Raw genomic sequence first — 25,101 nt, forward strand, 5'->3', positions numbered from 1 at the left:
CACCACCGCCACCACCGCCGGGAATATCACCGGGTGTAGCTGGGGTAGTCTCGCCGTTAACAGTTCCGCCACCACCAACGGCAGGAGCCGGACCTGTGGAATCTAAATTCCCAATACTGGAACCCTGTGGAACAATAATCGTGCCACCACTCGTAGTAGTCATGTTTGCCACCGTAGTCCCTGTTACTAAAGTTACATTCCCTTGATTCTGTGTTACATTCGTAATATTTCCGGCTAAGGTAACTGTCTGAGTAGGTATTGTTGCTGTAACCGTAACGGATGGAAGTGCAGTACCTTGTGCGGCTGTCAGAGTACCTCCCTGTGCTACTACTTCTGTATACGTTCCTGATCCGCCTAATGTTAAATTATTTGCACTGGTTGTAATGCTGGAAATTACTGTACCGGCGGGTGTATTAATAGTAACGTCACCCTGTCCTTCAACAGAAATGGGTTGGCTGAATTCGCCATTCAAGTTCACGTCCGTAGATTCACCGGGCTCACCCGTAATAGTCATGGTGCCGAGATCATTGCCTGTTCCGTTAGTAATGGAGATTGTACCTACTTTAACCTGATTACCCTCTTCATCTGTTTCATATACTTCATAAGTTTGCACAGTCACGCCATTGGTAGTTACAGAGTTAAACACTACATTTGTATTACCATCAGAACTAACTGTTATCTGTCCCGACGTGGAATTCGTAATAATAATACTGTGTGGGGCTCCGGAGAGGATAACAATATTACCGGCGGTAACACCGTCTAATGTTGCTGATCCGGTATCACCGGGATCCACAAAAACCGTCCCTTTTACCGTGAGGTTGCTCAGGGTTATGTTATTTCCCCTGACATAAACACTGTAATTCGCTACAGTATTTTTCATTGTTACATTATTACCCGTAAGCTTGACGTTATCCGTTAATACAAGCGGTTTAGCAGCGTCTGTTGCCCCTACTGTGGAATTGTCTGTAGCATACGAAACGGCGGAGGTCAATGCGTTCATTCCAGCTGCAGATACAGCAGCTACGCCGCCTAGAACAACCATGTCATCGGTCGACATATTCAGCTTTACGAATTCTCTTGTTGCATTATCGATCTGTTGACTCACGAGAACAACAGGAGACGTTTCTGCAGCGGCAAGAGGAACACCCGCCAAGGCATCAACCAAGGATTCTCCGTTAGCAACAAACACTTTGTCGTTCCTATATTCTTTTGCAAAATTCTTTAATACTTGAACGTTGGTGTCATACTTCGTTAGCCCAGCGTATCTGCTAATTTTACCAGGTAATTGGTCTTTGACAGCATCGGCCACCACGGCTGTTCCGCCAATCACATAAGAATCAGTGACCTTAGCCTTGATGCTGTCAAGGTATGTTTTAACTGAGGCAGGAAGTTGACCCTTGGTCGTAGTTAAGATCGGTATTTCATTTGCCGCTGCAATCGAAGAAATGGACAGCGCATCTACTGGGCTTGCCCACCCTCCCGTAAGTACGACTCGCGAAATATCGACTCCCTGATTGGCCAGTTCTTTAGCAATGTTGACGGACGTCTCGTATTGATCATATCCACCAAGTGGAACCGGTGTAATGCCCATAGCTTTAAGTTCTTCAATAACCGCGGGCTTAATCACTGCTGTGCCGCTCGTTAGATAGACCTTTTTAGGTTTGAGACGCTGTAACTCAGCTTTAGCAAAGGAATTCAGACTTTGACCTCCATCTGTTAAAATAATTGGGGCATTTAGTTTAGCGGCTAATGGTCCCGCTGCAAGGGCGTCCACCAGATTGTAATTCATACCTGCAGAAAGAACAACATTATCACTGGTTCCCGCCCATCCTTTTTGAGCCATAAGGGCTGCTGTCTCAAATTTGTCAAAGCCACCAATTCTGGTTACATTGGACAAAGCAGCATTCGTTACTATAGGGACGAGGGTTGTTGATAACGCAACTGCTGCTGCCAAACAACCCTTTAACAACCAGTGTTTTGTTCTTTTATTCATAATAATAAACACTCCTTTCTTGAGGCACAAAACGTCATGAAAGCATTTCTTTCAGACTTTTGCCTCCTCTTCAACTTCCACCTTCTATGGTATAGGGGACTATTGGGAACATTGTATTAGGAAGCATTTTTTCAAAAATAGTGTATAGGTTTGCCTTAAGTATATAATAATTCGCCATCTTAAATGATAATCCTGCAAAGAATATCCAATACATGAAAATTTTCCGCTAAAATTTAAAATTTTATATTTATTTTGGACCCTTGCAGTAACTGATTAAGGGACCGAAAAAGTAATGAATGTATATACCCGGATCTCGTTAGCCTTCAGTTTTGTATCACCTGGCGTGTTCTTGAAGCTCAATGGACTGATTTGTCGAAATAACTGCCATCTATCCCCTCGATCGTATGTGCAATTGCCACAACGCCTTCAGACATCCCAAATCCTTTAACATCATGGATCGCAGGATGAATGACCAGCCAATAGGTAGTATTGGGGTTCAAGGTCACGTTCGGAATAACTTGTACCTCAGATGGTCCAAGGGTTTTAAACTGTGTTGGTATTCTTTTGCCCGTTTTGGCGTCAATCAGCTCTACGCTCGCGCTATTTACGCTTTGCCAATCAACCGCACCATTAAAGCAGACCTTAAACTTCTTATCAAGGGGTATCGCCGCCAATTCACTGACTTTACGATAACTTGGATAATAATAAGTGTAACCCTCTAATTGCCGGTCGGCGGACAGCGAATTTACAAGTTCCCCCCAGGCCTCCCAGTAGGCCGTTGTTCTAGCCTTGGCCAGTGCCTCAGTTTCATCTAATAACATCAGTTCCGCTACCTTTAGTGAGTCTGCTTGCATAATCTCTACATCAGGAGTAACCCCAACTTCATCGATCTGATTTCCAAGCGGGGAGTAAAAGCGGCCAACTGTCATTTTGAGGAAGTCCCCGTTTGAAAGGGAGAACAAGCTCTGGATCGTCCCTTTTCCATAAGTGGTTGTCCCTACGAGTATCCCCCTTTGATGATCTTTAACCGCAGCCGTTAAAAGTTCCGAAGCACTGGCGCTATATTCATTAATAAGAAAGATAACCGGTTGGCTCAGGGTAAAGCCGTGATCTTGTGCTTCATATTGCTTAACATTACCTGTTCGGTCTTTAACGCTAACCAGAACATTTGGTCCTATGAAATAGCCCGCAAGGTCAAACACCGAACTCAAATATCCTCCTCCATTATCACGTAAATCTATAATCCAGCCATCTACCTTTTGGCTTCTTAAGCGTTTGACTACAGTTTCGAATTCCGTCTTTGTATCACTCCCAAACGAATTTAAATCTATATAGCCGATGTGTCCGTGCAATACTTCTCCCGTTACCGTTGGTACGGAAATTACTCTACGTGTAACCGTATAGACTTTGGTCTCCGTCCCCCGCTGCACGCTAATCCGGACCGTGCTGCCTTCAAGCCCCCGCAGAATGTTCACAGCTTCCTCCGACGATAGACCAGCTAACGATTGGCCCGCTGCATGAACAATCAAGTCTCCTGCTTGAAGCCCAACCTCCTCCGCCGATGAACCGGAAATGACGGATACCACTCTTACCCCTTCAGCCTCCATGTCAATATGGATCCCGATCCCCGTAAATTTCTTATCAATACTCCCCAAAAAGTTCTGATATTCATCTGCGGAGAAATACGACGTGTTTGGATCTCCGAGCCGTTTCAGCGTCTCGTCCACAGTCGGGGCATTTAATACCTCGGCTGAAACTGGGTCCACATATTGATGTTGAATTAATGAACCAATTTCCGGTAAAACATTGCTGTTCGCTGCCCAGACCGTCGTCGAAGTACTTAGTATTAGTATTAAGACGAGCACAAGGTTTAAAAGAATGTGACGGAATGTTTTTTTCCATAAAAATTTTGCCCGCATCTTATCTATGGCCTCTCCCTCCGGAGTTTCAAACTCCACTCTGATTAGATTCGACACGCTGCTGAATTTACCTTTGGCAACATTATAAAAATTTCGTTCTAAATATTAATATTTTTTAATTAATACACTCTGAGTTTAGGGCATTTTTTGTGCCTTTTATACAATCATGGTTTCATTCTCGCAACGTAATTCATGACATCCGGGTTTTTCTTCTCCCAAGCGGCTTGATCCCGCTGTATCTTCGCCAAATGTGCGTCAATATTATCCGGTGAGATCAAGATTCCGAAATCAACCGGAACCTTGTCCGATTGGGGGTTAAACATCCGGTCTATGACCAGGTTCCCTACGGACTTCTTATAGTGTGAACTGTCCCAAAAATTTTGCATGGTTTCGCTAATAGGCTCCGTAGTTATTTCTGTGTACCCTGAGAAATCCCATACCGGTGTCAAAGTGGACACCTCCTTTTTCCATTCCTCAAAGACCGTCCATAACCCAGCAATCTTAATAGCTTCCCACAAGGTAGCATGCGCAGGAGAAATATAGGCGGTAACCTTAATGCTTTTCTCCTGACAGAAACGGATGAGTTCCCGATAATTATCCATGGTTAACTTATAGGTCCCGAAGTACTGCTTCGAGTATAGATAGGTCGATAACTCCCGGTCAAAGGTTTCCGGGACACTTAAATTCATGACATGATGACGTTTGATGCCCGCATCAGTCAGCAGCCCGTTCTCCTCAACCAAGGGCGTATTCGGATATTCGAGATTATACTCTAGTGTATCCCAACTCGACTGACAAGCGTCCCAGGAAAGCAGACTGTTTAACGTATCCTCAAAGGTGATACGGCGCTTATTCAGCCGGTCAGCCGAAAAGTCCGTACGTCCCTCGTGATAGGCATTAAAGGCGTAAAAATCAAGTGCGATCACCACTTCCTGAAGATCTGGTTGGTTGTATAGAGCATGTTTAAAATAAGCGAGCTCTTCTGCAGTATTGATCGCATTGAGACTTAGATTATACGCGGTCTTTCCAGTTAGCGTCTTATAATACTTTGGATCCAGCCCAAAGAAGGCCCGCGAACTCCCGAGGAAAATCTCCTTCGGTTTGAGCCTCTCCAGATCAATAGCCCGAAAAATCCGCTGATGTGTGTACTGTTCACTCTTATGGGCGTTCACTCGCTGAAAAGGCGGTGAATTCCAGATCCCATAGGGGTCAATGAACATGTTAAACAAGCCTACCGCGACCATGAGACTGAGTACACCACCAAAGAGTATAAAGTTCCATCTTCTATATTTCTTCATAAAGTTCTGCCATCCTTAAAACTGAAAATACAAAAACTCAGTAACCTCAGTAAGCTGGAGCAAACTCACGACCAGGACAAAGCTTACCAACACTGCCCATTGCCACGTTGGCCGAAAACGGGAAACAAACTCCCGCACATTTGGGCCTGTCACCACGAACAATAATAATGCCATTAATACCAAGACTTCTGTTGTTCCCCCAACCAGCTGCTGAAGCCCTGCGAAATGGATTCCCTTAAAGCCAAGCATAGTCTGAACCAGTGCCAGAGCATCCTGCACGGTAGCAGCCCGAAAGAAAACCCAGGCAAATACAATCGCCAGAAACGTAAAGAGCCAAGCCAAGCCTTTAGGGAGCATTACCCCAAACCTCTGCCATGTATGATTAATCACCAGGTACAGACCATGCAATCCGCCCCAAATGACATAAGTCCATCCGGCCCCATGCCATAGCCCTCCCAGAAGCATAGTGATTAAGAGGTTGCGCAGTTTCTTCCCCTGCCCATAACGGTTTCCGCCGAGTGGAATATAAAGGTATCTTTTCAGAAAGGCAGAGAGCGTTATATGCCAACGCCGCCAGAATTCAATAATCGAAAGGGATTTGTATGGCGAATCAAAATTCAACGGCAAACGGACATTGAGCAGCAGCCCCAGCCCAATAGCCATCTCCGAATACCCGGAAAAGTCAAAGTAAAGCTGAAACGTATAGGCCAGCGCTCCGGACCAAGCCTCAAAAAAGCCAACACTTCCTGCCTGTTCAAAAACCGGCTTAACCCAAGAAATCAGGGAATCCGCGATGACCACTTTCTTAAAAAGCCCCAGCGCAAAAACAGTCAGGCCAAAGGCAAAGTTCTTATGGGAGAACACAAAATGCCTTGCCCGTTTGAACTGAGGGATCATGTCCTTATGATAAAGGATCGGCCCGGCGATCAGATGCGGGAAAAAAGTCACAAACAAACTATAGTTTAGAAAGCTGTAATTTTCTGTCTCCCCTCGGTAGGCATCCACGATGTAAGCAATTTGAGTAAACGTAAAAAATGAAATCCCCAGAGGGAGAACTATCCCCGGCAAAGGTATTGCTGTATCAAAGGCGGCATTCCAGGAACGGAGAAAAAAGTCCATATATTTGAAATACCCGAGCAGTCCTAAATCGACGAGAAGCGCAAAAAACAAAAGACCCTTGCTTTGAGTCTTCTCCAGCAGGCTACCCATCGAGTAATTAAAAACCAACGATAAGAGCAGGAGTGGTAAGTAACGTATATCCCAATAAGCATAAAACACCAGCGAAGCAACGACCAAAGAAGCTGTGCCCGCTTTATATAAACCTTTTTTGGTAAGAGTAAAGAAAACAAGGAGTGTCAAAGGCAGAAAAACAAAAATAAAGCTATAGGAGTTAAATAACATAAAAAAGACAGCGCCCTTTCGTATTTTCAACTTCCTTTAAATATAGCCTTATTTATAAATGAGTGCAACCAAAATCCATTTCCTTGATCATTTCGATTTCTTCAAGCAATACACAGCAGCATAAAAAAAGCACCCTTTTTTACCAAGGTGCTTTCCGTTTCTCTATCCGAAGATCATCAAACGAATCCTGCATTGGTGCTACTCGTCCATTTTTTACATCATTCTCTGCTTCTGCAAGTGTTCTGAGTAATTCCAGTTCAGATTTCATCTGATAGTAATGCTGTAATCCAAGAACTGCTGTATCACCCCGTCCATTTACAGTAATAATTACTGCATTCTTTGATTCTCTGCACTGCTTGGAGATTTCACTATAATGATTTCTTAAATCCGCTGACGGTCTGATTGTTTCTTCCATGATGTCACCTCTTTCTGATATAATTCCTGGTAGTCATACCATATCATAATATGACTATATTATCAATATTATTCTTCAATCAGTATACCGTCAATACCACAATATCGTCAGATGGGCGAGGCTCAGTTCAACTCCTTTCACTTGTTTGCACTGACGCTGTTTGGGACTAAGATAAACCTTTCTTGGCAAATTTTCTCCCCTCTCCCATTACTACCTTCCCTCCTTCTGCTTACCATATTTCCGATACTCATTAAAGCTCATTTTTATTGCTCTGTTATGCCATATTTACCAGTTAGCTCCCTTATTTATTTCCTTAGTTCAAGCCCGTAGGCTATGGCTTACAAGACAGCATCGGCAGTTTGCAAAAGTTCTCGTTAATTGCTCCAGTGCTTAATGGTCAGATTGAAAACCAAAAGGATTTCTTCGAAACGCTCTGTGTTCAACCCATTGATATGCCTCGTTAATTCCCTATATACCATTTTCCATTTTGCTTAATCATTACCCAGGTTGCTGTCGCTTCCTCTAACGAATTAACAGAACCATTAAGATCCTTTGACCAAAATACTTTTACCGTATTTGGGTCGATCTGTTGCTGCTTCATATGTTTCATAACATTAGCTACGCTGTCATTATCTACTGGAAATATCACATTCGGCTGTCCCATAAACTGGTAACTCTTAAACTCCTTTTCGGAAATAACATTATTCTTATTAGAGAATAGTGTTTTATAGTCCGAATAAGTCCCTTGTTTAAAGTATAGCGTACTTATGAGTTTTTCCACTGGAGCTAATGGAGTGGCGTGAAATTTATTATCTTTATCCTTAGATTGATGATAAGTTATTACCGATAAAAACACAACTAATAGAACAGCCCCTAATATACAATAAATGATTGTTTTCTTATTCATACCTATTTATCCCCTTTTAATCCATTAATTAGTTATACTCGTTAGCTGTACTCTTTAATTGTCAATTTCTATAAGCCTTCTCTGAACTCGGGCTTTAATGTTCCATTTAATAACCATAGAGAAAGAATCTAGAACGAATATCCCTGTCCATGAGAATGAATCGTTAGAGCAACTGCGACCACTCTACTTTTCAATTTCAAAGTGAATCCCACTCCCATAAAATCAGCTTATTTTACCTAATGATTATCCCACCTCGAAGGCTAAACTCATTGGTATAATTCGACATTATCCAGTCTTTCCTAGTCCGAATAGAAAAAAGTAAGATTCCTCATAAGCTGACAATCTCACTTTTCATTTGACCTTATAATATAGTAAATAAGGCACCACTTTTAAATAATTTTAATTTTTCTTTGAGTGTCAAATAATCTTTTTGATCTGAACTTAACTGTAAATTTGTAGCTAAAAGCTTCATGCGCACGCTTTCCATTTCACTATAGGTAATCATTCCTAATTCAAATGTCTTAACAGAATTATCATATACTTTTTTAACTTTTTCAACATTGTCTTGATCTAACTTTATCGCACTTTCAAGTGTTTTTGCCTGTTCAAGATACGAACGCGAAGCAATTTCCAGTCTTTGACGTTGTTGCTTAAGCTTTAACTGTGCTTCTTCAATCTCTAAATTATAATAATCTATTAAGTTTTGTGCCGGAACATTGATGTCTGTTTGACCTGCGGCAATCGACTGAGCTTTTTGATTAGCTTCTAAAAGTGCTTTTAAAGACTCTAACGATCTATGCGTTTGATAAAGATTAATTAACGTTTGATCAACGTTTAATTCATCCGCAGATAGAAAGCTTAAATCCTCACTATCAACGTTTAAGGGCGTATCGGCGGCGGAACCCATGGTTTGATTAATTTGGTACATTTGATTTTGCTTTTGCAAATTTATCTTATCAAAGTCTGATTGGGCGTTATTTACGGATATTTCCGCCTGAAGGAGTTCGGTTTGTGATGCTAATCCTAGTTCAAGCTTCTTTTTAGTCATATCTCGTTCATGTTGGGAAAGACTCAAATTTTCCAACTTATAGCGAGCTGTTTGACTTAAAAGCCAGTACTTATAGGCGTTATCATAATATAAGTATTCATTATTCATCTGTTCATTAGCTATTTGAAAATCATCTGCTTTTTGTTGAATATCTGAAAATAACGGGGCAATAGAAAGCCTATAAGTTATTGCCCAGGGTCCACCTCCTAATCCAGCACCCGAAGGAGTGTACGCTGCACGAAGACGTTTTAAGTTTGACTCCATGTTATCGATTTGGACCTCTATATCATATGCCTTACAATCTTGTACCACTTGACTTGGTGTAACAACTTTTGTACTTTCCGCATCGGCAATACCTAATTGAGCCAAAAGAATTATTGTTGCTACATAAGCTATGGTTTTAGTATTTTTTTTCACTATTATCACTCCTCGTATAAAAATTTTAAGTAAACGCTTAACTAAGTTCTAACTCCGCCTTTTTTTATACCCGATAAAAATATTGTATATTGTTAGCAATGAGTAAGTCAATATGTTCTTTTGATCCTTCTTGTTTCGCAGCCATACCCCTCGTTTTACGCCTGATGTTATTCGTGTTCCTCGGGTCGAAACTTTGCTTGTTGGCTTGTCGGCTTCCTTCAGATTCCACCTCGCGGTGGACACCCTTGCCTTAAGCTAATGGTTGGTCGCTATATACCCCCATAAAGTGACCGTCTAGTTAATCGCCATGCGTGGCGCACGAAAAAACGCCCCCTGCGGATATAGCAGAGGGTGTAATAATACTTAACTTAATAAATAGTATTATACTTTAACTTTACGGTGTTACAAATGATACAACGTCTGTAGTCGCATTGTCTTCAACCGTGTAGTCGGCATTAGCTCCAAAACCACCGCCAACAGCTGTATCAATTCCTTCATATACTGTACCTGCACTAAGAAGTCTTACAGCAACAGAATCTCCTGCAGCTAGCGTTCCTATGGTTACAACTCTAAGTGAAATCGTTTCAGACTTGCCTGGATCAAGACGAAGTGCTGTGGTCAGGGCAATATCTCCGTTATTAGCAAATGCAGCAGCAGCGCTTAAAGTTACACCAGTTGAAGTTCGAGCAAGCTGAACTGTTCCAACTTTTCCAGCTAAGACATTTAAGGTATCTGTCAGTCGAACAGAGTCTATATTGACAGCTCTGTCACCATTGTTTGTAAAGGTAAATTTGGCTATTGTACTTCCTGGTAGAGCCGCTCCTGCAGCAGTAGTTACAGGATTCGCAACAGCTGCTGCAGCTACGTTAACTTTTGTCTCTGTAACATTCGCAGTCTCAGTTTGAGCAACAGCAGGATGAGCAATATTATTAGTCGTCAAACCTGTTGTCTTAGCTTGAACGCTAATATCAAGAAGGGCACCACCATCACCAAACGCTACACCGAATGTTCCGTCAAATGCAGCTGTTTCCGAAAAATCAACTAGGACTTTAATATCCTTAGTATTGTTGGCAGCAGTTCCAACTTCAAGGCCGGTTAAGTCAATCAATCTAGCTGCAGCCAAATCTGTCAGAGTTGCATATATCTTGGTCGCATCGGAAGCATCTACTATGCGAACATTGGTAACGTGCTGTCCTCCAAGGGTACCCCCATAAGTTGGAACAAGGTAAAGACTCTCGACAATTCCAGTTTCGGCACCGGTATTAGTCAATCTGTAGGCTGCAACTGCTACATCTTTGGAACCGCGTTGGACGTTAAAATTAGTGTCCAAATCAACAGCAGCAGACCTAGTAACAGCTATATTTGCTCCACCAGCATTAATTGTGAATACTGTTCCGCCAGCTACTACGCCAGGTACATTAACATTTGTGCCCAGAGCAACTGTACGTGCAACTGAACCAGCAGCAAGACCGAAGTCGTAATTGTCAGTAGCGAAAGCTGTTGATAGAACATCCGCTTTAACAGTTACCTTAACAGTTGTGTCAGGTTTTAAAACGATAGGAGTGTTAAAGTCAAAGGATGTGGTTGCTCCAGGTGCTGTAACAACATTGGAGATAACCTTTCCATCTGCGTCAAAAACCTTCATGTTAGTAAAGTTCTGCGCGATTGTATTTGTATTTCCACCACCATTGTCGTTAATAGCGAGATTTAACCTGGATACTGAGACATCTTCACTCAGATTTTGGCTTAAGTTGAAGGAAATCAGTTCCGTATCAGTGTCGCTCGGGAATACGTTAGTTACAGCCTTCGGTACACGTGTAGCTGTAACTTGGATAGCACCAACAGTCATGACATTACCTAAGATATTTCCTGGTGCTGTGTAGTTTCTGGTGATACCACTGACAGTCCCTACACCAGTTAGCGCGCCAGGACCAGCTGCAATACCAAGTGCATAGGTATCATTTGCTACAACACCAGCCACAGCTGGAATATCAGCCGTGATGCTGATAATTGCAGGAGTTCCCGGTTTTACAGTAATTGGTGAAGTTAGGGTAACTGCTTCAACATTACCAGCAAGTGCAAACGTAGGAGTAGCTACTTGAGCAATTATCTTACTATCACATACAAGTTTTAGGTCTCTTAAATCAGTCAGAGCAGCACCTCCGCCAATAGCAAGGTTGATATTAGCAGTTTGCAATTGGATTGCTTCCCCAATTGCTTCAACTTTAATAGTGCTGAAAGCTTGGTCATCAACTACTGTGGCTATTGTGCCGGCAACAGGTGAAGTGGTAGCTCTGGAAACAATGAAGTTACCAGGATTAACAGCCAGATTTACACCATTAACAATATTACCTACAATGGTTGATCCAAAGGTTTGCCCAACAGACTGAACATCAGTGGCATCATTTATATCGAATCGAACAGTACGGCCAGATCCGCCAACGACATCTCCTCTGAGTTCGAGACGAACCGTTCCGCCGGAAGCAATGTCAACTCCGTCTCCAAAATCGAAGGTTACTTTACGGTTAGTCAGGGAAGCTGTTGCTCCAACTTGAACTCCATTATTGTATAGTTTGAGGTTAGTCAGGTCAGCGTCACCGATAGAGTTATTTTGCGTCAAAGTTAACACTTTTAATTTTTGTGCTTCAGTATTGGCCGTGAAATCAAACTTCGCAAGACGTTGATCCGTCGTACCTGCATCCAATGTACCGTTAGGAGCATCACCGCTAACTACTACACCTAGAGTTCCCAATATTACAGGAGATACTGTCATAGTACCGGAAGTGGCAGGGAGCAGGTTACCGCTAGCTCCTGTGAGTTCATTTATTGTAATGGCAAATTGTGCGCCAGCAAGAGCTGCACCAGCAATATTAACCTTAACCGCCAAGGTTGCCGATTCTCCGGCTGCTAATTCAAGTGGGTTTGAGAAGCTAATGTCAGCTGCGCCGTCGGAAAGTATATTTGGTACATTCAGTCGAGTAGTTCCGTTCCAAACGGTAATACTGTTAATCGTTGTATCTGCACTTAAGCCAGATCGGGTCAGCTTAATACCTGTTATACTCGATCCATTGTCTCCAGCTTTAACTGTGACAGTTCCTACATCAACAAGGGCTTGGCCAGTAGCAACAGACTTGGAAGAGGCCATGTTAACTGCTGTTACAGTACTAACACTCAACGGAGGAGGCGTAACTGTACCAGTTTCAATTGCTGCACGCGCTGCCTCAGGAACAGCAGCTGTACCACCGAGAGCAATAACTTTACTGGCATCGGTTGTTTGACTCTTAACATAAGTTGCAAGAGCGCTGTTGACCGTTTGATCAGTCAGTACGATACCGGCATTATATTTTGCAGCCAGAGGTGCACCGGCTAAAGCGTCAACAAACGTTTTGCCGTTAGCAACGAACACCTTGTCATAATCTACATCAGTGAAGTTTTGCAGAACTTTCAGGTTGGTGTCATATTGAGTAAGGCCGGCAAGGCGGGTAACAGTTCCGGGAAGTGTTGCCTCGACTGCAGCATCAATAACTGCCGTTCCGCCAACAACATAAGAATTTGTTACAGCTGTGAGGGTTGCAACAAATGCTTTTTGATCTGCAGTTAAACCTGTTTTGGAAACTGCGAGAATCGGAGCCCCTTTAGCAGCTGCGATCGAAGCTGCGGAAAGAGCGTCGGCAGGAGTTGCCCAGCCGCCGGCTATAAAGAGTTGAGTTGGTTTAGCGCCGAGTTCAACCATTTTCTTAGCGATATTCAAAGAAGTTGCATAAGCATCGAATCCACCGAGAGCCACAACACTGCCGGCACCTGTGATTGCTTCGACTTCAGCCAATGCTGCAGGCAGGATTACGGCCGTACCACTGGTGACATAAACTTTCTTAGGCATTAAGCGTTGGAGTTCTGCTTTGGCTTGTGGAGTCAATGTGCCATCGCCATCTGTGAGAAGGATCGGAGCGTTCAGTTGAGCTGCGAGCGGACCGGCTGCCAGAGCGTCAACCGAGTTACGGGTCATGCCTGCAGCGAGAACTACGCTGTCAGCAGACTCAGTTTGTTGGGCTATTTTTTGAGCTGTGTCATAAGCAGTTATACCCGCTAATCGGGTACCCATATCAGGAACTGAAGCGAATGCGTTAAAAGGAACCATTGTTGCCAGCATACCTGCGATTGTAAGGGATGCTAAGGCTTTTTTAGTCTTTTTCATGTAGTAATTTTCTCCTCTCATCTTGGAACTCTTCTGTAATTTAGGAATGAAACGATCTCTCTTCCTTACCAAGGACGTTTCTTAAGTCGTCCCTCACCCCCTTATAATGAGTCACCTAATCTTTAGACATTGCGCAATATCTAAAAGCATTTCACAGGCTCTTCGTAGGAGCGTCCCCCCTGATGATGATACTCACCCCTCCTGTGTCATACTGTTTAGAACGCATTAAAACTGAGAAACCACAAAAATGGCACGTATTAGATATCTGTATTCGCCAGAATAACTAATATTCCTGCTTGCTGTCCAATATTTTTTTGAAATTGACCCAAAATTAATTAATTTAAGCTTTCGGACAGGTCCCCCCCCCCCAGTTACTCTATTTAGTTTACACTATAAATTAATAGTTTTCCACCCATTTACTAAAAATATACTGACTTCAAATAGAAATACTTGCAGTATGCTACTGCATGAACCCCTTCACCCGCTCGACGACCACCTCCGGCAAAGCACCTGACCCCCCTAGCGGTACGATCGCCTTCCCACGCCACGAACCAAAGAGAGGAACCAAACCCGCCGGAATTGGCGTAGACGTTGGCACTGTTACCAGCATAGAGCCCCCCTGAGCAGCAAGTACCGCTCCTGTCAAGGCATCCGGATAATTCTCGCCGGTGGCCAAATAAATCGTCCGCCCTAAGGGCGGATAAGCAGTCAAGACCGCTGCTAAGGTATCATATTGCGACCACCCACTAAAACGGGTGGGGAGCGGAACTTGTTTCATCACCCCCGGGGAAACCACCGCTTCTCCTCCGATCACCTGGGTTTCCACAACACTGAGCAGCTGTAAAGCCTTCTGCGTTTCCGAAGGCAACGTAGTCGCCCGGGTGAGTAAAATCGGGATCCCCTGTTTTGCAGCCCATGGAGCAATCGACAGGGCATCCGGGTAGTTTTGCCCGCTGGCCAGGACAGCCCTCCCCCGTGTACCTAATTCTTTGGCAATCGCTTCTGCTGTCCCATAGGCTGTAATCCCAGCCACACGCTTAACCTCATAAAGCGCACTTAGTTCAGCTTCGATCCCCGGGTTCAAGACCGCAGTCCCCCCTAACAAATAGATCATTTGGGGTTTAAGACGGTTAATCTCAGCCCGGACTTCGTCTGTCAATCCGAAGCTCGGCGCAAGAAGGATCGGCGCCTGATATTTAATGGCGAGTGGGGCCCCGGCCAGAGCATCTGGGAAATTAGCATTCGTCGCGATAATCACAGTATCCGCTCCAGTCGGAAACGCTGCGCGGGAAATCTGCAGCGACGTCCCCACTGCATCGAGCCCGGCCAGGCGTTTTGATGTAACGTCAAATACAGACGTTCCGAGGACGTAAACCCCCGGCAGGAAAATCCCCAGGGAAACTTGGTCTCCGCTTACAAACCCACCTATAGAAATCCAGCGTGCTCCATTCCAACGAAATAGTGCAACATCCTGACCTTTGGCTACTCTGGCATCACTCAGGGTTAACGTCGCCACCTCCTGAAATAAAACTCCTCCCAGATCTACTTTAAACGGCGTACTAAGGAGAATTGCCCCCTTGGGTAACTCCCCCGGCAGGGGAACAGGCAGAAGGGTCACAGTGCTTTGGTTTCCCAAAGCTTGAGACGGAAAGCTAAGGGTTGCATGCGTCGATGAATCTTCGTTCTGAACTAACTGCGGCGGATCACTTTCCTTAAGGGCTTTTCCAACATCAATTCGTCCATACCCGTAAGACGTGTCCCGTCCGCTCACCCCCAAATCTTTGGCTCCTTTTTCCATAACCATGGTAACCTGCCGTCTCGTCCAGTCGGGATGAGCACTCCAAATGTCTGCAGCGGCTCCGGAAACGAACGAAGCTGCCATAGACGTTCCGCTCGCTAAACTGTACCCTCCGTTTTGCCAGGTGCTTACGATCTCATCCCCAGGGGCAGCCAAGTCCACTTCCGGACCGGTTATAGCGTAACTCACGATGCCATCCTCTTGATCTGTCGCTGTAACGGCCAGGACATTAGGATCAGAGGCTGGATACGAGACACCGGAGCAGTCGTCCGCTTCAAGGTTACCGGACGCCGCCACCAGGAGGCACCCTTTCTTATCTGCCGCATAGGCTATGGCCTCCCGCAGGATCGTGGAACTTTCCTCAGTACCCAAACTTAAGTTAATCACCTTAGCCCCATGATCTGCGGCCCAGACAATTCCATCAGCAATGGCATCATCAAACCCCTCTCCCTCGACATCCATTGCCTTAATGGGCATGATCTTGGCCTGATAAGCCACGCCCACAATCCCTTTGTTATTCAGGGAAGCAGCAGCTATCCCAGCTACATGCGTACCGTGTCCGTTATCATCCTGGCATGCTCCCGACAATGTACTCCCTATTGTGGCATTGTAACCGGGGACAAGATTTGCTTTGAGGTCCGGGTGGGTTAAGTCCACTCCCGTATCCACAATGGCGATGGTGATTCCCTGCCCTGCTGCCCCCCTATCCCAAGCCGGTTTGACTTCTCCCTGGACCAAGGACCACTGACGCGAATAGAACGGTTCCATGACCGTCAGCGCGCTTGTCTTTAAGAGACGGCTTTCTTCTGCACTTAAAACTCCCTTCGTCCCTCTTAATTGCTCCAAAATCGCTGCCGTTTCACGCCCGGCTGAAACTTCCAGTGTCGCAAAATTAAGTGGGCCACGTCGACTAACTTCGGCGCCTATCCCCTTTGCGACTTTATCGACAGAGGCCCCCGGGGCCAAGCGTACGACAAGCTTTTGCTGAGGGTCCAGTTGCTCGCCATCCCCTGAGGCACCAAGCACTAACATGGGATGAATAAGGAGAAGCCCAATTAAACTAAGGGTCAACCCGAAACGAATTCGAGTGCTATCTATTAATAATCTCATCTCATTATCCCGCTCTCTTTTGGACGTCCTTCTCTAGCTAAATAAATTCGCTCTATTTCTTCTTTTCCCTCTTTATCACTAATCCCCTTTCCCCTGTAAATAATTGTCGTTAGTGCTATAGAGGAGTTTTGGAGAGCAGGAGCGAAATATTAATATTAGTAAAATCTTCATAATTTTTGTTAGGAAAGGGGATATTCATGTGAAGTTATTTGCAAAGCGCATAGTGAGTATGGCTTGTATTGCCTGTCTATTATGTATAAGTCTGCTGCTGCCTCAGCCTTTACCTGTCCAAGCCGAGTCGACCATCGAACGCCTGGCGGGAAATACTCTCTATGATACAGCCCTTGCCATCTCTAATCGTGGCTGGGACAAGGCAGCGAGTGTGGTTCTTGCGACCGGACAAAACTTTCCGGATGCCTTGGCTGGTACGGTACTCGCCCAGAGAATAGGGGGGCCCTTGCTTTTATCCCCTTCCAAATCTCTTTATCCCTCTATTCTCCCGGAACTTGAGCGGCTCGGGGCCCAGACAGTCTACTTGCTTGGAGGAACAGCGGCCATTGATCCCGGTATTCAAGAAATCCTCCAGGATAATGGATATAATATTAAACGACTGGCAGGATATGACCAATACGGAACAGCCGCAGCCATCGCTTCTGAAGTGTCTCCGCAGAGTTCTGTCGCATACCTTGTCAACGGGCAAAACTTTCCGGATGCTCTGAGTATCTCCTCGTACGCGGCGAGCAAAGGAATTCCCCTACTTATGACCAAAAGTTCACAATTACCGCCTGAGACTCTTCAAGCCTTCACAGAACTTGGGGTTAGACAGGTTACGCTTATCGGGGGAACAGCCGTGATCAGCGATGCCGTTGTTGAGCAGCTCCGGAGCTTGCCCCAGCCTATTCAGGTGCTGGAGCGGATTGCCGGGGTCGACAAATACGACACTAATACCGCCGTCTTACGACAGTTAACGTTTGATTCATCGCTTGTCTATGTTGCCACAGGAGAGAATTTTCCGGATGCTTTGACAGGTGCAGCCCTGGCTGCGCAAAAGAATCATCCGGTTGTCCTGGTACCAAAGACTGTACCGCTGAATGCCGCTATCTTAAGTTACCTCAACGAGCGGCGCACCGCCGGTGCAAGCTTTATCATCTTTGGCGGCTGGGGGGCGATTCCCGCAAAAGTAGAAGATGTCATTCGTACCGGAAAGGTGTTCGCCAGGATCTCTCTGCAGTATGCGCAAGGCTCAACCCTGGAGGGCAATGCCGGGATGCTGCGTCAAGTTCAAATGATTCCCTCTCCGGCAACAGATTACGCGGATCTCATCTCGCCAAGCTGGTATTATCTCAATGACGAGGCTGATGGCTCGATCAGCAGTACCTGGGACAGCCACGCCGGGGATTATAAAACCTTCGTCGATTATGTCCACTCTCGAAACCTCAAAGTACTTCCCATGATAGGTTCGAGCTGGGCTACGTCGGCTACCGCAGATAATGTTCTTACGTCAGCCTCTAAACGTGAGATCCTGATAAACCAAATCACCGAGCGAATTCAGGCGATTGGTGCGGATGGGATCGTGATCGACTTAGAACTCTTTAGTTCTTCAACCGGGCCAAGCCTTACGCTCTTTATGCAAGAACTATATCCCCGGCTTCATGCCCTGAATAAGCTTGTGGTTATGGCTGTTATGGCGAGAACTCCCTCTACGATTTGGCTGGACCGTTTTAACTACCATGACCTCGCCCAAACTGTTGATTACCTCCACATCATGACCTATGACTATCATTCTTCATCTCCCGGTGCAATGGCTCCGCTCGACTGGATGAAGCAAGTCATTCAGTATACCCAGAATCAGGGTGTCGATCTGCATAAGGTTCTCCTCGGGATTCCCTATTACGGAGCAGACTGGTGGGCAATCAACCCCGCGGATCCATTGGACCCGAATAATTATTCTAAAGCGAATCGCCAATCCCGGGGATTATACACCCTCGCAGGAAACAACCCGAACAGCTCAAGTGACGACATTAACGGGGCGATGGACCTGCTTACCCAATACAACGCCGTTCTGCAAAGGGATAAGACCGACCCATACTTCACTTACACGGTCGACGACAAATATCACCGGGTGTATTTTGACGATGCCGCAAGCTGGGATGCCAAGCTGTCTCTCCTCGCCCAGTACCCGCTCGGAGGTATCGGAGCCTGGTCCTTACGCTGGATCACGAATACGAATACCATAGATCAACTCTTTCCTTTGCTTAAGCAACATTTGCGCTAACGAACCAAACACTAAAACCCCTGCAAGCACACGAATAGAAAAGCCGTTCACTGACCTAAAAACAGTGAACGGCTTTTAATAATCATCCATCAGCAAAAACTCAGCGAGATTCTTATGCTTTATACCCTCTATATTGTCTTGCCAAAAGTCTTCCATCGTGACCACATATTTAGGATAATGGTCTCTTATACCAAGCAATGCCCCAAATTCCCTTTCTACCGTTGAAGCTTCCGCTAATTTATAAGCTACCTGTACATAAACCTTTTGTTCCCTTTTCTCAGCTACAAAGTCAATTTCCTTATTTCCAAATTTCCCAACATAAACGAGATATCCTCTGCGTTTGAGTTCCAGGAAAACGATGTTTTCCAGAATTCCTGATATATCTCTGTCCTTATATCCCAGCACCGCATACTTCAGACCCTGGTCACCCATAAGGTACTTCTCGTTGGTTTGTAAAACATCTTTGCCCCTCAAATCATATCTCGGAACACGGTAGATGATAAATGCAGCTTCGAGAGCCTCCAGATAGTTATAAACTGTTTCTATATCAACCTTTCTCTGCTGATTTTTGAAATAATCCGCGACCTTCTTGGCGGAAAACATATTTCCGATGTTTTCAAAAACGTATTTTACAATCTTCTCCAATAACTCAATATTTCGTATGCGATTGCGCTGGACAATATCCCGCAGGATTGCAGAGGCATAAATATCCTTGATGATTTTATAAGCATCCTCATGAGAATATTCCGCCGTGTGAAGAATAGGGAACCCCCCCAGCCGTATAAATCGGATAAATTCCTTTTGAAGATCTGTAATATCTGTTCCGGTAAGGATCTTCTTAAACTCCAGATTCTCCGCAAATGATAAAGGGGTCACATTGATTTCAATATATCTTCCGACAATATAGGTGGCAAGCTCAGAGGATAATAATTTTGAATTTGAGCCCGTAATATAGATGTCAGCATTAAAATCCACAAAAAAGGAATTGATAGCTTTTTCCCAACTCTTAACTTCTTGAATTTCGTCTAAAAAAATATAATATTTATGCTTATTTGTGATTTTTGCTTTTACAAATGAATAGAGATTTTTTGCATTCTCAATATCAGAATACTCCATTGACTCAAAGTTAATATATATGATGTTCTTATCGCTGATTCCACGCTGTGTCAATTCTCCTTTCAGCATCATTAAAATTGCAGATTTACCGCTTCGTCTAATACCGGTCAGCACCTTAATCAAAGGTTTATCAATAAATGGTCTTAGTTGCTCCAAATATAGTTCTCGTTTAATCATGGCGATTACCTCCATTATGTATTATACCTTGTTATATGTATAATATAAACATGTTTTTATGGTCATAACCTATAAATTTATATAATTATTTTTGTTAAATTGGTTATATGCCAGCGGTTACCTAACGGGATCTCCAAAAACTAATGTACTTTGTAATGTATGCAGCTTGCTTATAAACGCTCAAATTGTATAATATTAGAAGGCTAAACTTGAGAAGCATGAGGTGACCATTTTGTTAGTTCTCCTAACGATTTTTAATTCCGTACTCATGGTAACCGGCCAAACCCTTTGGAAGCTGGGGGCAACCGGAAAAGAGATCCATAGCTTAGGTCAACTCCTGCGCCTTTTCCTCAGTCCCTATATAATTGCAGGTCTTATGGTGTATGCGTTTGCTTCCGGTCTTTGGATTTATATCTTAAATAAAGGCGAGTTGAGCTTTGTTTATCCGATTCAGAGTACGGCATTTATCTTTGCTCTGATTATAGGAATAACGGTTTTTAAAGAACAGCTTACGCCCTCGAAGATTATCGGGGTCATGGTGATTTGCCTTGGAGTCATCATTATCACACGAAAGTAGGAATCCGCATGTGGAAAGCGGTTAAATATCAGCCGGAGAATCTAACGGAGACCATCGAGATGACGCGAGAGTATTTCGGGGATTCCTGGATTTCCGACCCCGGATTCTTGAAATGGCAGTATGAAGCCAACCCAGCTGGGGCGGCGATCATTCAATTAGCCCGAGATGGGGAAACGGATCAACTTGCCGGTCAATATGTCGTGATTCCGATGCGTTTTAAAGCGAATGACGAAACGATTATCGGAACCCTCTCCTTAAACACCCTCACCCGTCAAATCTACTCCGGACAAGGGATCTTCACAGGCTTAGCCAAAGTTGTTTATCAGAACTGTGCTGCGCAGGGAGCGAAATTTTGCTATGGGGTTCCCAATCCCAATTCCTACCCGGGCTTCACGGAAAAACTCGGGTTCACTGACCTGGGAAACGTCCCCCTCTTACTTCGCCCCTTAAATCCTAAAGCCTTGGTCCGGGAAAAGCTTGGGTCCTGGCTTGCTCCTCTGGCACTCCCTTTCCATCTTCTCTTCCGGATGAAAAACCGCTCAAATGACAGTTATGAAGTATATCCGCTTACGTCCTTTAATCTCTCCGAGTTGAATGTCTTCTGGACTAAAATACAACACAAATACCCGCTCATGGGAATCCGCGATGCGGACTATCTGCGCTGGCGGTATTTTGATATTCCCCTTCGTGACTATCAAATCTACGGGGTAAGCCGACAAAGCAGTTCCGCGCTCCTCGGCTATATTGTGGGACGATGTACCGAAGTAGAGGGGATGTCTTCCGGGATGATTGTCGACTTCCTGGTTGCTCCAGGTCATCCTGCCGCAGGAAAGTATCTTGTCAACCGTCTCCTGCGTTTCTTTGTCGCTAATAACATGGATTTAGCCGGTTCCCTGATGCTCCCGCACACAGAAGAATCCCGCCTTCTTAAAGCCGAGGGCTTTTTTACCTGTCCAAAGGCTTTAGAACCGCAGCCCTTCCCGGTTGTTTACCGCAAGCTTAGCCCTCAAGGGGAAGGGAACCAAGAGCCATTCCTTAAACTAAATCACTGGTTCTTAACCATGGGTGATTACGACGTTATCTAATCCCGTACCGAACCCATTCCCGAAATAATCCAGGACGAGACGCAAAAGGTTAGCATACCTTTAGCGGAGTCGCGTAAGCGAGCAAAACGGTGTAACGTTAAGACCCGCCAACGGTTCACATGCAGATTCCAGAAGGGTTTTGGCGGGTTAGCGGAACCGTTGCAGCGAGTAGCGACGCAGCGTGGTAGGCGTTCTTTTACGTCTCTCCTCGTAGGGGGACCCTATGCAAAATATATTGACCATCGACTTGGAAGAATGGTTTCACGCCAATTATCATGATGACGTATTTGATCCCCATAAGACGTATGAGGTACGCATTATCCAAAATACAAAACGGCTTTTAGCCCTGTTCGCCGAACACCAGGCTAAAGCCACCTTTTTCGTCCTGGGCTCTGTCGCTGAGCAACACCCCCGGTTGATCCGGGAAATTGCAGAAGCAGGACACGAGCTTGCTACCCACGGGTATGCGCATCAGCTCATTTACCAACAAACTGCGGCGGTATTTAAAGAGGACGTTAGCCAAGCCAAAAAGCGCGTTGAAGATATCGTTGGCAAAAGCGTCATAGGATACCGGGCACCTTCCTGGTCAATCACTCCAAAGTCTATTTGGGCCTGGGACATTCTGGAGGAATTGGGCTTTGTCTACGATGCCAGCGTCTTTCCGATTAAAACGTATCTCTACGGCCTGCCCACTTCTCCCCGTTTTTCCTACCATCCTCAGTACAACGGAAGGACCCTCAACCTCCTGGAAGTTCCTTCCTCCACTGTTCGAATTCTAAATAAGAAGATTCCTTTTGCCGGCGGCTTCTATTTCCGCGCCCTGCCCTATCCTTTGATCACTCGGGGCATTAAAACCGTCAATAGAGAAGGCCATCCAGCGATCGTCTATCTTCACCCCCGCGAGATCGACCCCGGGCAACCTCGGCTCACCCTCAGTCCGAAAGAGAACCTGATCCATTATTACGGAATCAGCGGGTGCGAGAAGAAGTTGATACGAGTGTTAAAGAAGTTTAAGTTTACTTCGGTTGAGGGGTATTATGGGCTTTAACATTCCACCATTGAGCCCGCATCAGCATATAATGTTCAAAACTTAGATTAAATTATTAGGCATAATATGGTAACTTCTCTTTATTTTTAGTATAATAATATGAGTTCATTTATTATCTGGCTTAACATTTGAAGGGGGTTACCTTATGAAAAAATATAATTTTACGGTACTTATTGAAAAAGACGAAGATGGAGGATATATTGCTACGGTACCAGAATTGAAAGGCTGCCATACACAAGGAGATACGATCTCTGAAATAATGGCAAATGTTGATGAAGCTATCAAATTATGTTTAGAGGTTCATGTAAAAGACGGAATCCAAGTCTTTAATCCGAACTTTATCGAAGCCAAACAACTTGAATTGGTAATCTGACAATGAGCAAATTAACGATCATCTCATCCAAAGAAATGGCAGCACTCCTAAAACGGTTAGGGTTTGAAGAAATACGACAAACGGGTAGCCACAAATTATTCAGCCGCCGACAAGATGGCAGAAACACCGTAATTCCTATGCACAGCAAGGATCTTAAACGTGGACTAATTAAAGCGATCCTTAAGGACATCGGGATATCTGATGAAGAATTTGAGGTAATCCGAAAGAATTAAAAATACCTGGTTTTGCATCCTATTTAGAAATAATAAACGAGATCGCAGGGTTTACCCCTACGATCTCACTTTAATTTACGTATTTTATTTTACTGATTTAAGCTTTACAATGTCGCCCCAATTACTCGCTGTGATTAATTCAACCTTTGATAAGTCTTTTCTCACGGCCTGAATTTCTCCACATATCTCAGCTATATTAATCGACATCTTATCGTGTTCTGCTTTATTGACTTGTGCCAAATGTTCTAACGCCTTTAAAATCTGAGTATTTTCTTTAATTTGATTCCCTTGGTTGTCTACTTTATCTGATAATGTACTGATTTGAGTTGTCAGACCTTCAATTGCCTGAAGAATTCTATTTTCCATTCCTATCCCCTTCCCCTTATTACATTCCGAAAGCCTCTTTCTATTAACTGACTACGCACCAATGACCTACGTTCTTAATTAACTTATTATACCATTTCAGTGGCATTGCGTCACTATATTTAAAAGACGTCCAACTTATCAGCGGCGTAACGCTCAGACGCGTTGAGATAACGATAACGCTCCTCTAACTGAGCGAAATCATGCTCTAATAGGGCAAATTTCTGAACCAAGACGCGATTCTGATTACTTAGCTTAGAGATTATTAAGGTGAAATGAATGGATAACGACAAAACGAAGACTCCAAAAATAACAAAAATTGCCGAGGGAGCATAGTTAATTCCCATAATCCAAGCAATATATTCCAGACTATTCCTCCAAAGAGCCAGGAGCATCATCACAAGGCCGCTAATGATCCAGATGAGGGAATACTCCACAGCTAAATGACGGCGCCGAACCTTTTCAGAAACATAGCCCAGGACCAGGATACTCGCTAGAAACACAACTATTTGAATACGCAGCAAAATCATTCCCTCCATATCGCGCCCATTATGGAATTAAAGATGATGGCCATACTGACTTTAAACATATAATACCCGCTTTTAAAGGGGGTAATAGATGATTTTCCAAATCCCCGCGGATCCATCTCCACGGAGATCTCTTTCACCTGAAGACCGTTTTTCAACAACGTCACGATCGCATCCGGTTCCGGATAATCAATCGAATAATGATGGCATAAAATGCTCAGTGCCTTACGGTTATAGGCACGAAATCCTGACGTTGGATCCGTGTATTTTTTCCGCACAACTTTATTTAGGGTTTTTTTCAAAAAGCAGGTTCCTAAACGCCGGGCGGCTGGCATCTGATAAGACGTTTTATTCAAAAACCGGGAACCGATCGTCACATCAACCTTTCTGTCTAAAAGAGGCTGAATTAGCTTTTGAATTTCTTCCGGCCGATGCTGACCATCTCCATCCACTTGTAAGGCAATATCATACCCCTTATTCCAGGCATAAAGAAAGCCTGTCTGAACCGCTCCCCCAATTCCCAAATTAACCGGCAGTGAAATTACTTCCGCCCCAGCCTCTTTGGCAATCCCCGGAGTCTTATCCGTCGACCCATCATTGATTACCAGAATATCAAGCCAGGGGGAAACAACCCTTAACTTCCGGACGACCAGGTCAATATTTTTTTCTTCATTATAAGCAGGGATAATCGCTAATATTTTCATTTCAATTATTTGTCGCACTTTCTAATTCTACGGACACTGTCCAACCCTCAGTCTGGAGACAATCTAAGCCTTAGGCGGCAGGGCTTTTACTGCAGAGTGAGTCATTTTGATCCCATTAACCA

At 44.5% G+C, this 25,101-nt stretch carries 19 protein-coding genes; 6 read left to right on the top strand and 13 right to left on the bottom strand.

Annotation, left to right across the window (positions count from 1 at the left end):
- From AC6I5A_RS00780 to AC6I5A_RS00820, 9 genes are all read right to left on the bottom strand, one after another.
- On the bottom strand, positions 1 to 1,993 hold a 1,993-nt coding region (locus AC6I5A_RS00780), incomplete at its 3' end, for a cell wall-binding repeat-containing protein (RefSeq protein ID WP_034610588.1).
- 356 nt (positions 1,994 to 2,349) lie between these two features.
- Entirely contained in the window at positions 2,350 to 3,969 is a 1,620-nt protein-coding gene (locus tag AC6I5A_RS00785; RefSeq protein ID WP_052167803.1) for a S41 family peptidase, read from the bottom strand.
- Between the two features lie 107 nt (positions 3,970 to 4,076).
- The gene (locus AC6I5A_RS00790) at positions 4,077 to 5,210 is read right to left on the bottom strand and encodes a hypothetical protein (protein ID WP_034610591.1); all 1,134 of its coding nucleotides are present in this window, start codon (positions 5,208 to 5,210) and stop codon (positions 4,077 to 4,079) included.
- A gap of 15 nt (positions 5,211 to 5,225) precedes the next feature.
- Positions 5,226 to 6,641 carry an MBOAT family O-acyltransferase gene (locus AC6I5A_RS00795; RefSeq protein ID WP_497900379.1) on the bottom strand — a complete coding sequence of 472 codons (1,416 nt, stop codon included), beginning with the start codon at positions 6,639 to 6,641 and terminating at the stop codon, positions 5,226 to 5,228.
- A 109-nt stretch (positions 6,642 to 6,750) separates the two neighbouring features.
- Positions 6,751 to 7,026 (bottom strand): type II toxin-antitoxin system prevent-host-death family antitoxin, encoded by a 276-nt coding sequence (locus tag AC6I5A_RS00800; protein ID WP_034610593.1) that lies wholly within the window; start codon positions 7,024 to 7,026, stop codon positions 6,751 to 6,753.
- 460 nt (positions 7,027 to 7,486) lie between these two features.
- Positions 7,487 to 7,933, bottom strand: a complete 447-nt coding sequence (locus tag AC6I5A_RS00805) for a hypothetical protein (protein ID WP_034610594.1) — start codon at positions 7,931 to 7,933, stop codon at positions 7,487 to 7,489.
- A 361-nt stretch (positions 7,934 to 8,294) separates the two neighbouring features.
- Positions 8,295 to 9,398: a TolC family protein gene (locus tag AC6I5A_RS00810; RefSeq protein ID WP_034610595.1), complete on the bottom strand. Its 1,104-nt coding sequence runs from the start codon at positions 9,396 to 9,398 to the stop codon at positions 8,295 to 8,297.
- 394 nt (positions 9,399 to 9,792) lie between these two features.
- Positions 9,793 to 13,548 carry a cell wall-binding repeat-containing protein gene (locus AC6I5A_RS00815; RefSeq protein ID WP_497900380.1) on the bottom strand — a complete coding sequence of 1,252 codons (3,756 nt, stop codon included), beginning with the start codon at positions 13,546 to 13,548 and terminating at the stop codon, positions 9,793 to 9,795.
- 505 nt (positions 13,549 to 14,053) lie between these two features.
- Positions 14,054 to 16,501, bottom strand: a complete 2,448-nt coding sequence (locus AC6I5A_RS00820) for a S8 family serine peptidase (RefSeq protein WP_052167805.1) — start codon at positions 16,499 to 16,501, stop codon at positions 14,054 to 14,056.
- A 199-nt stretch (positions 16,502 to 16,700) separates the two neighbouring features.
- Here AC6I5A_RS00820 and AC6I5A_RS00825 point away from each other — a divergent pair, with 199 nt between their 5' ends.
- Entirely contained in the window at positions 16,701 to 18,776 is a 2,076-nt protein-coding gene (locus AC6I5A_RS00825) for a cell wall-binding repeat-containing protein (protein WP_497900381.1), read from the top strand.
- Positions 18,777 to 18,851: 75 nt separating this feature from the next.
- Here the strand turns inward: AC6I5A_RS00825 and AC6I5A_RS00830 are convergent, their stop codons facing one another.
- The gene (locus tag AC6I5A_RS00830; protein WP_497900382.1) at positions 18,852 to 20,069 is read right to left on the bottom strand and encodes an ATP-binding protein; all 1,218 of its coding nucleotides are present in this window, start codon (positions 20,067 to 20,069) and stop codon (positions 18,852 to 18,854) included.
- 223 nt (positions 20,070 to 20,292) lie between these two features.
- On the opposite strand from AC6I5A_RS00830, the gene AC6I5A_RS00835 reads away from it, so the two are divergent.
- The 5 genes from AC6I5A_RS00835 (at position 20,293) to AC6I5A_RS00855 (ending at position 23,385) form a co-directional block, all read left to right on the top strand.
- Positions 20,293 to 20,646, top strand: a complete 354-nt coding sequence (locus AC6I5A_RS00835; RefSeq protein ID WP_497900383.1) for an EamA family transporter — start codon at positions 20,293 to 20,295, stop codon at positions 20,644 to 20,646.
- Positions 20,647 to 20,654: 8 nt separating this feature from the next.
- Positions 20,655 to 21,731 carry a GNAT family N-acetyltransferase gene (locus AC6I5A_RS00840; protein ID WP_034610599.1) on the top strand — a complete coding sequence of 359 codons (1,077 nt, stop codon included), beginning with the start codon at positions 20,655 to 20,657 and terminating at the stop codon, positions 21,729 to 21,731.
- A 223-nt stretch (positions 21,732 to 21,954) separates the two neighbouring features.
- Entirely contained in the window at positions 21,955 to 22,779 is an 825-nt protein-coding gene (locus AC6I5A_RS00845; RefSeq protein ID WP_034610602.1) for an XrtA system polysaccharide deacetylase, read from the top strand.
- A gap of 145 nt (positions 22,780 to 22,924) precedes the next feature.
- The gene (locus AC6I5A_RS00850; protein WP_034610604.1) at positions 22,925 to 23,152 is read left to right on the top strand and encodes a type II toxin-antitoxin system HicB family antitoxin; all 228 of its coding nucleotides are present in this window, start codon (positions 22,925 to 22,927) and stop codon (positions 23,150 to 23,152) included.
- Positions 23,153 to 23,154: 2 nt separating this feature from the next.
- Positions 23,155 to 23,385 (top strand): type II toxin-antitoxin system HicA family toxin, encoded by a 231-nt coding sequence (locus tag AC6I5A_RS00855; protein ID WP_034610605.1) that lies wholly within the window; start codon positions 23,155 to 23,157, stop codon positions 23,383 to 23,385.
- A gap of 84 nt (positions 23,386 to 23,469) precedes the next feature.
- Here AC6I5A_RS00855 and AC6I5A_RS00860 read toward each other — a convergent pair whose 3' ends face one another.
- The 3 genes from AC6I5A_RS00860 to AC6I5A_RS00870 form a co-directional block, all read right to left on the bottom strand.
- The gene (locus AC6I5A_RS00860; RefSeq protein WP_034610609.1) at positions 23,470 to 23,751 is read right to left on the bottom strand and encodes a hypothetical protein; all 282 of its coding nucleotides are present in this window, start codon (positions 23,749 to 23,751) and stop codon (positions 23,470 to 23,472) included.
- Between the two features lie 119 nt (positions 23,752 to 23,870).
- Positions 23,871 to 24,272, bottom strand: a complete 402-nt coding sequence (locus AC6I5A_RS00865) for a DUF2304 domain-containing protein (protein WP_034610611.1) — start codon at positions 24,270 to 24,272, stop codon at positions 23,871 to 23,873.
- Between the two features lie 2 nt (positions 24,273 to 24,274).
- Complete coding sequence (locus AC6I5A_RS00870) at positions 24,275 to 24,979, bottom strand: glycosyltransferase family 2 protein (protein ID WP_034610613.1); 705 nt, start codon at positions 24,977 to 24,979, stop codon at positions 24,275 to 24,277.
- Between the last annotated feature and the right edge of the window lie 122 nt (positions 24,980 to 25,101).

This window comes from Desulfosporosinus sp. Tol-M2 (assembly GCF_059735615.1).

What these genes read in the sequence shown, in the direction of transcription:
- AC6I5A_RS00850 (WP_034610604.1), top strand. Translation starts at nt 22,925, where the DNA reads ATGAAAAAATATAATTTTACGGTACTTATTGAAAAAGACGAAGATGGA.
- AC6I5A_RS00820 (WP_052167805.1), bottom strand. Translation starts at nt 16,501, where the DNA reads ATGAGATTATTAATAGATAGCACTCGAATTCGTTTCGGGTTGACCCTT.
- AC6I5A_RS00800 (WP_034610593.1), bottom strand. Translation starts at nt 7,026, where the DNA reads ATGGAAGAAACAATCAGACCGTCAGCGGATTTAAGAAATCATTATAGT.
- AC6I5A_RS00790 (WP_034610591.1), bottom strand. Translation starts at nt 5,210, where the DNA reads ATGAAGAAATATAGAAGATGGAACTTTATACTCTTTGGTGGTGTACTC.
- AC6I5A_RS00840 (WP_034610599.1), top strand. Translation starts at nt 20,655, where the DNA reads ATGTGGAAAGCGGTTAAATATCAGCCGGAGAATCTAACGGAGACCATC.
- AC6I5A_RS00815 (WP_497900380.1), bottom strand. Translation starts at nt 13,548, where the DNA reads ATGCTGGCAACAATGGTTCCTTTTAACGCATTCGCTTCAGTTCCTGAT.
- AC6I5A_RS00870 (WP_034610613.1), bottom strand. Translation starts at nt 24,979, where the DNA reads ATGAAAATATTAGCGATTATCCCTGCTTATAATGAAGAAAAAAATATT.
- AC6I5A_RS00855 (WP_034610605.1), top strand. Translation starts at nt 23,155, where the DNA reads ATGAGCAAATTAACGATCATCTCATCCAAAGAAATGGCAGCACTCCTA.
- AC6I5A_RS00805 (WP_034610594.1), bottom strand. Translation starts at nt 7,933, where the DNA reads ATGAATAAGAAAACAATCATTTATTGTATATTAGGGGCTGTTCTATTA.
- AC6I5A_RS00845 (WP_034610602.1), top strand. Translation starts at nt 21,955, where the DNA reads ATGCAAAATATATTGACCATCGACTTGGAAGAATGGTTTCACGCCAAT.
- AC6I5A_RS00830 (WP_497900382.1), bottom strand. Translation starts at nt 20,069, where the DNA reads ATGATTAAACGAGAACTATATTTGGAGCAACTAAGACCATTTATTGAT.
- AC6I5A_RS00860 (WP_034610609.1), bottom strand. Translation starts at nt 23,751, where the DNA reads ATGGAAAATAGAATTCTTCAGGCAATTGAAGGTCTGACAACTCAAATC.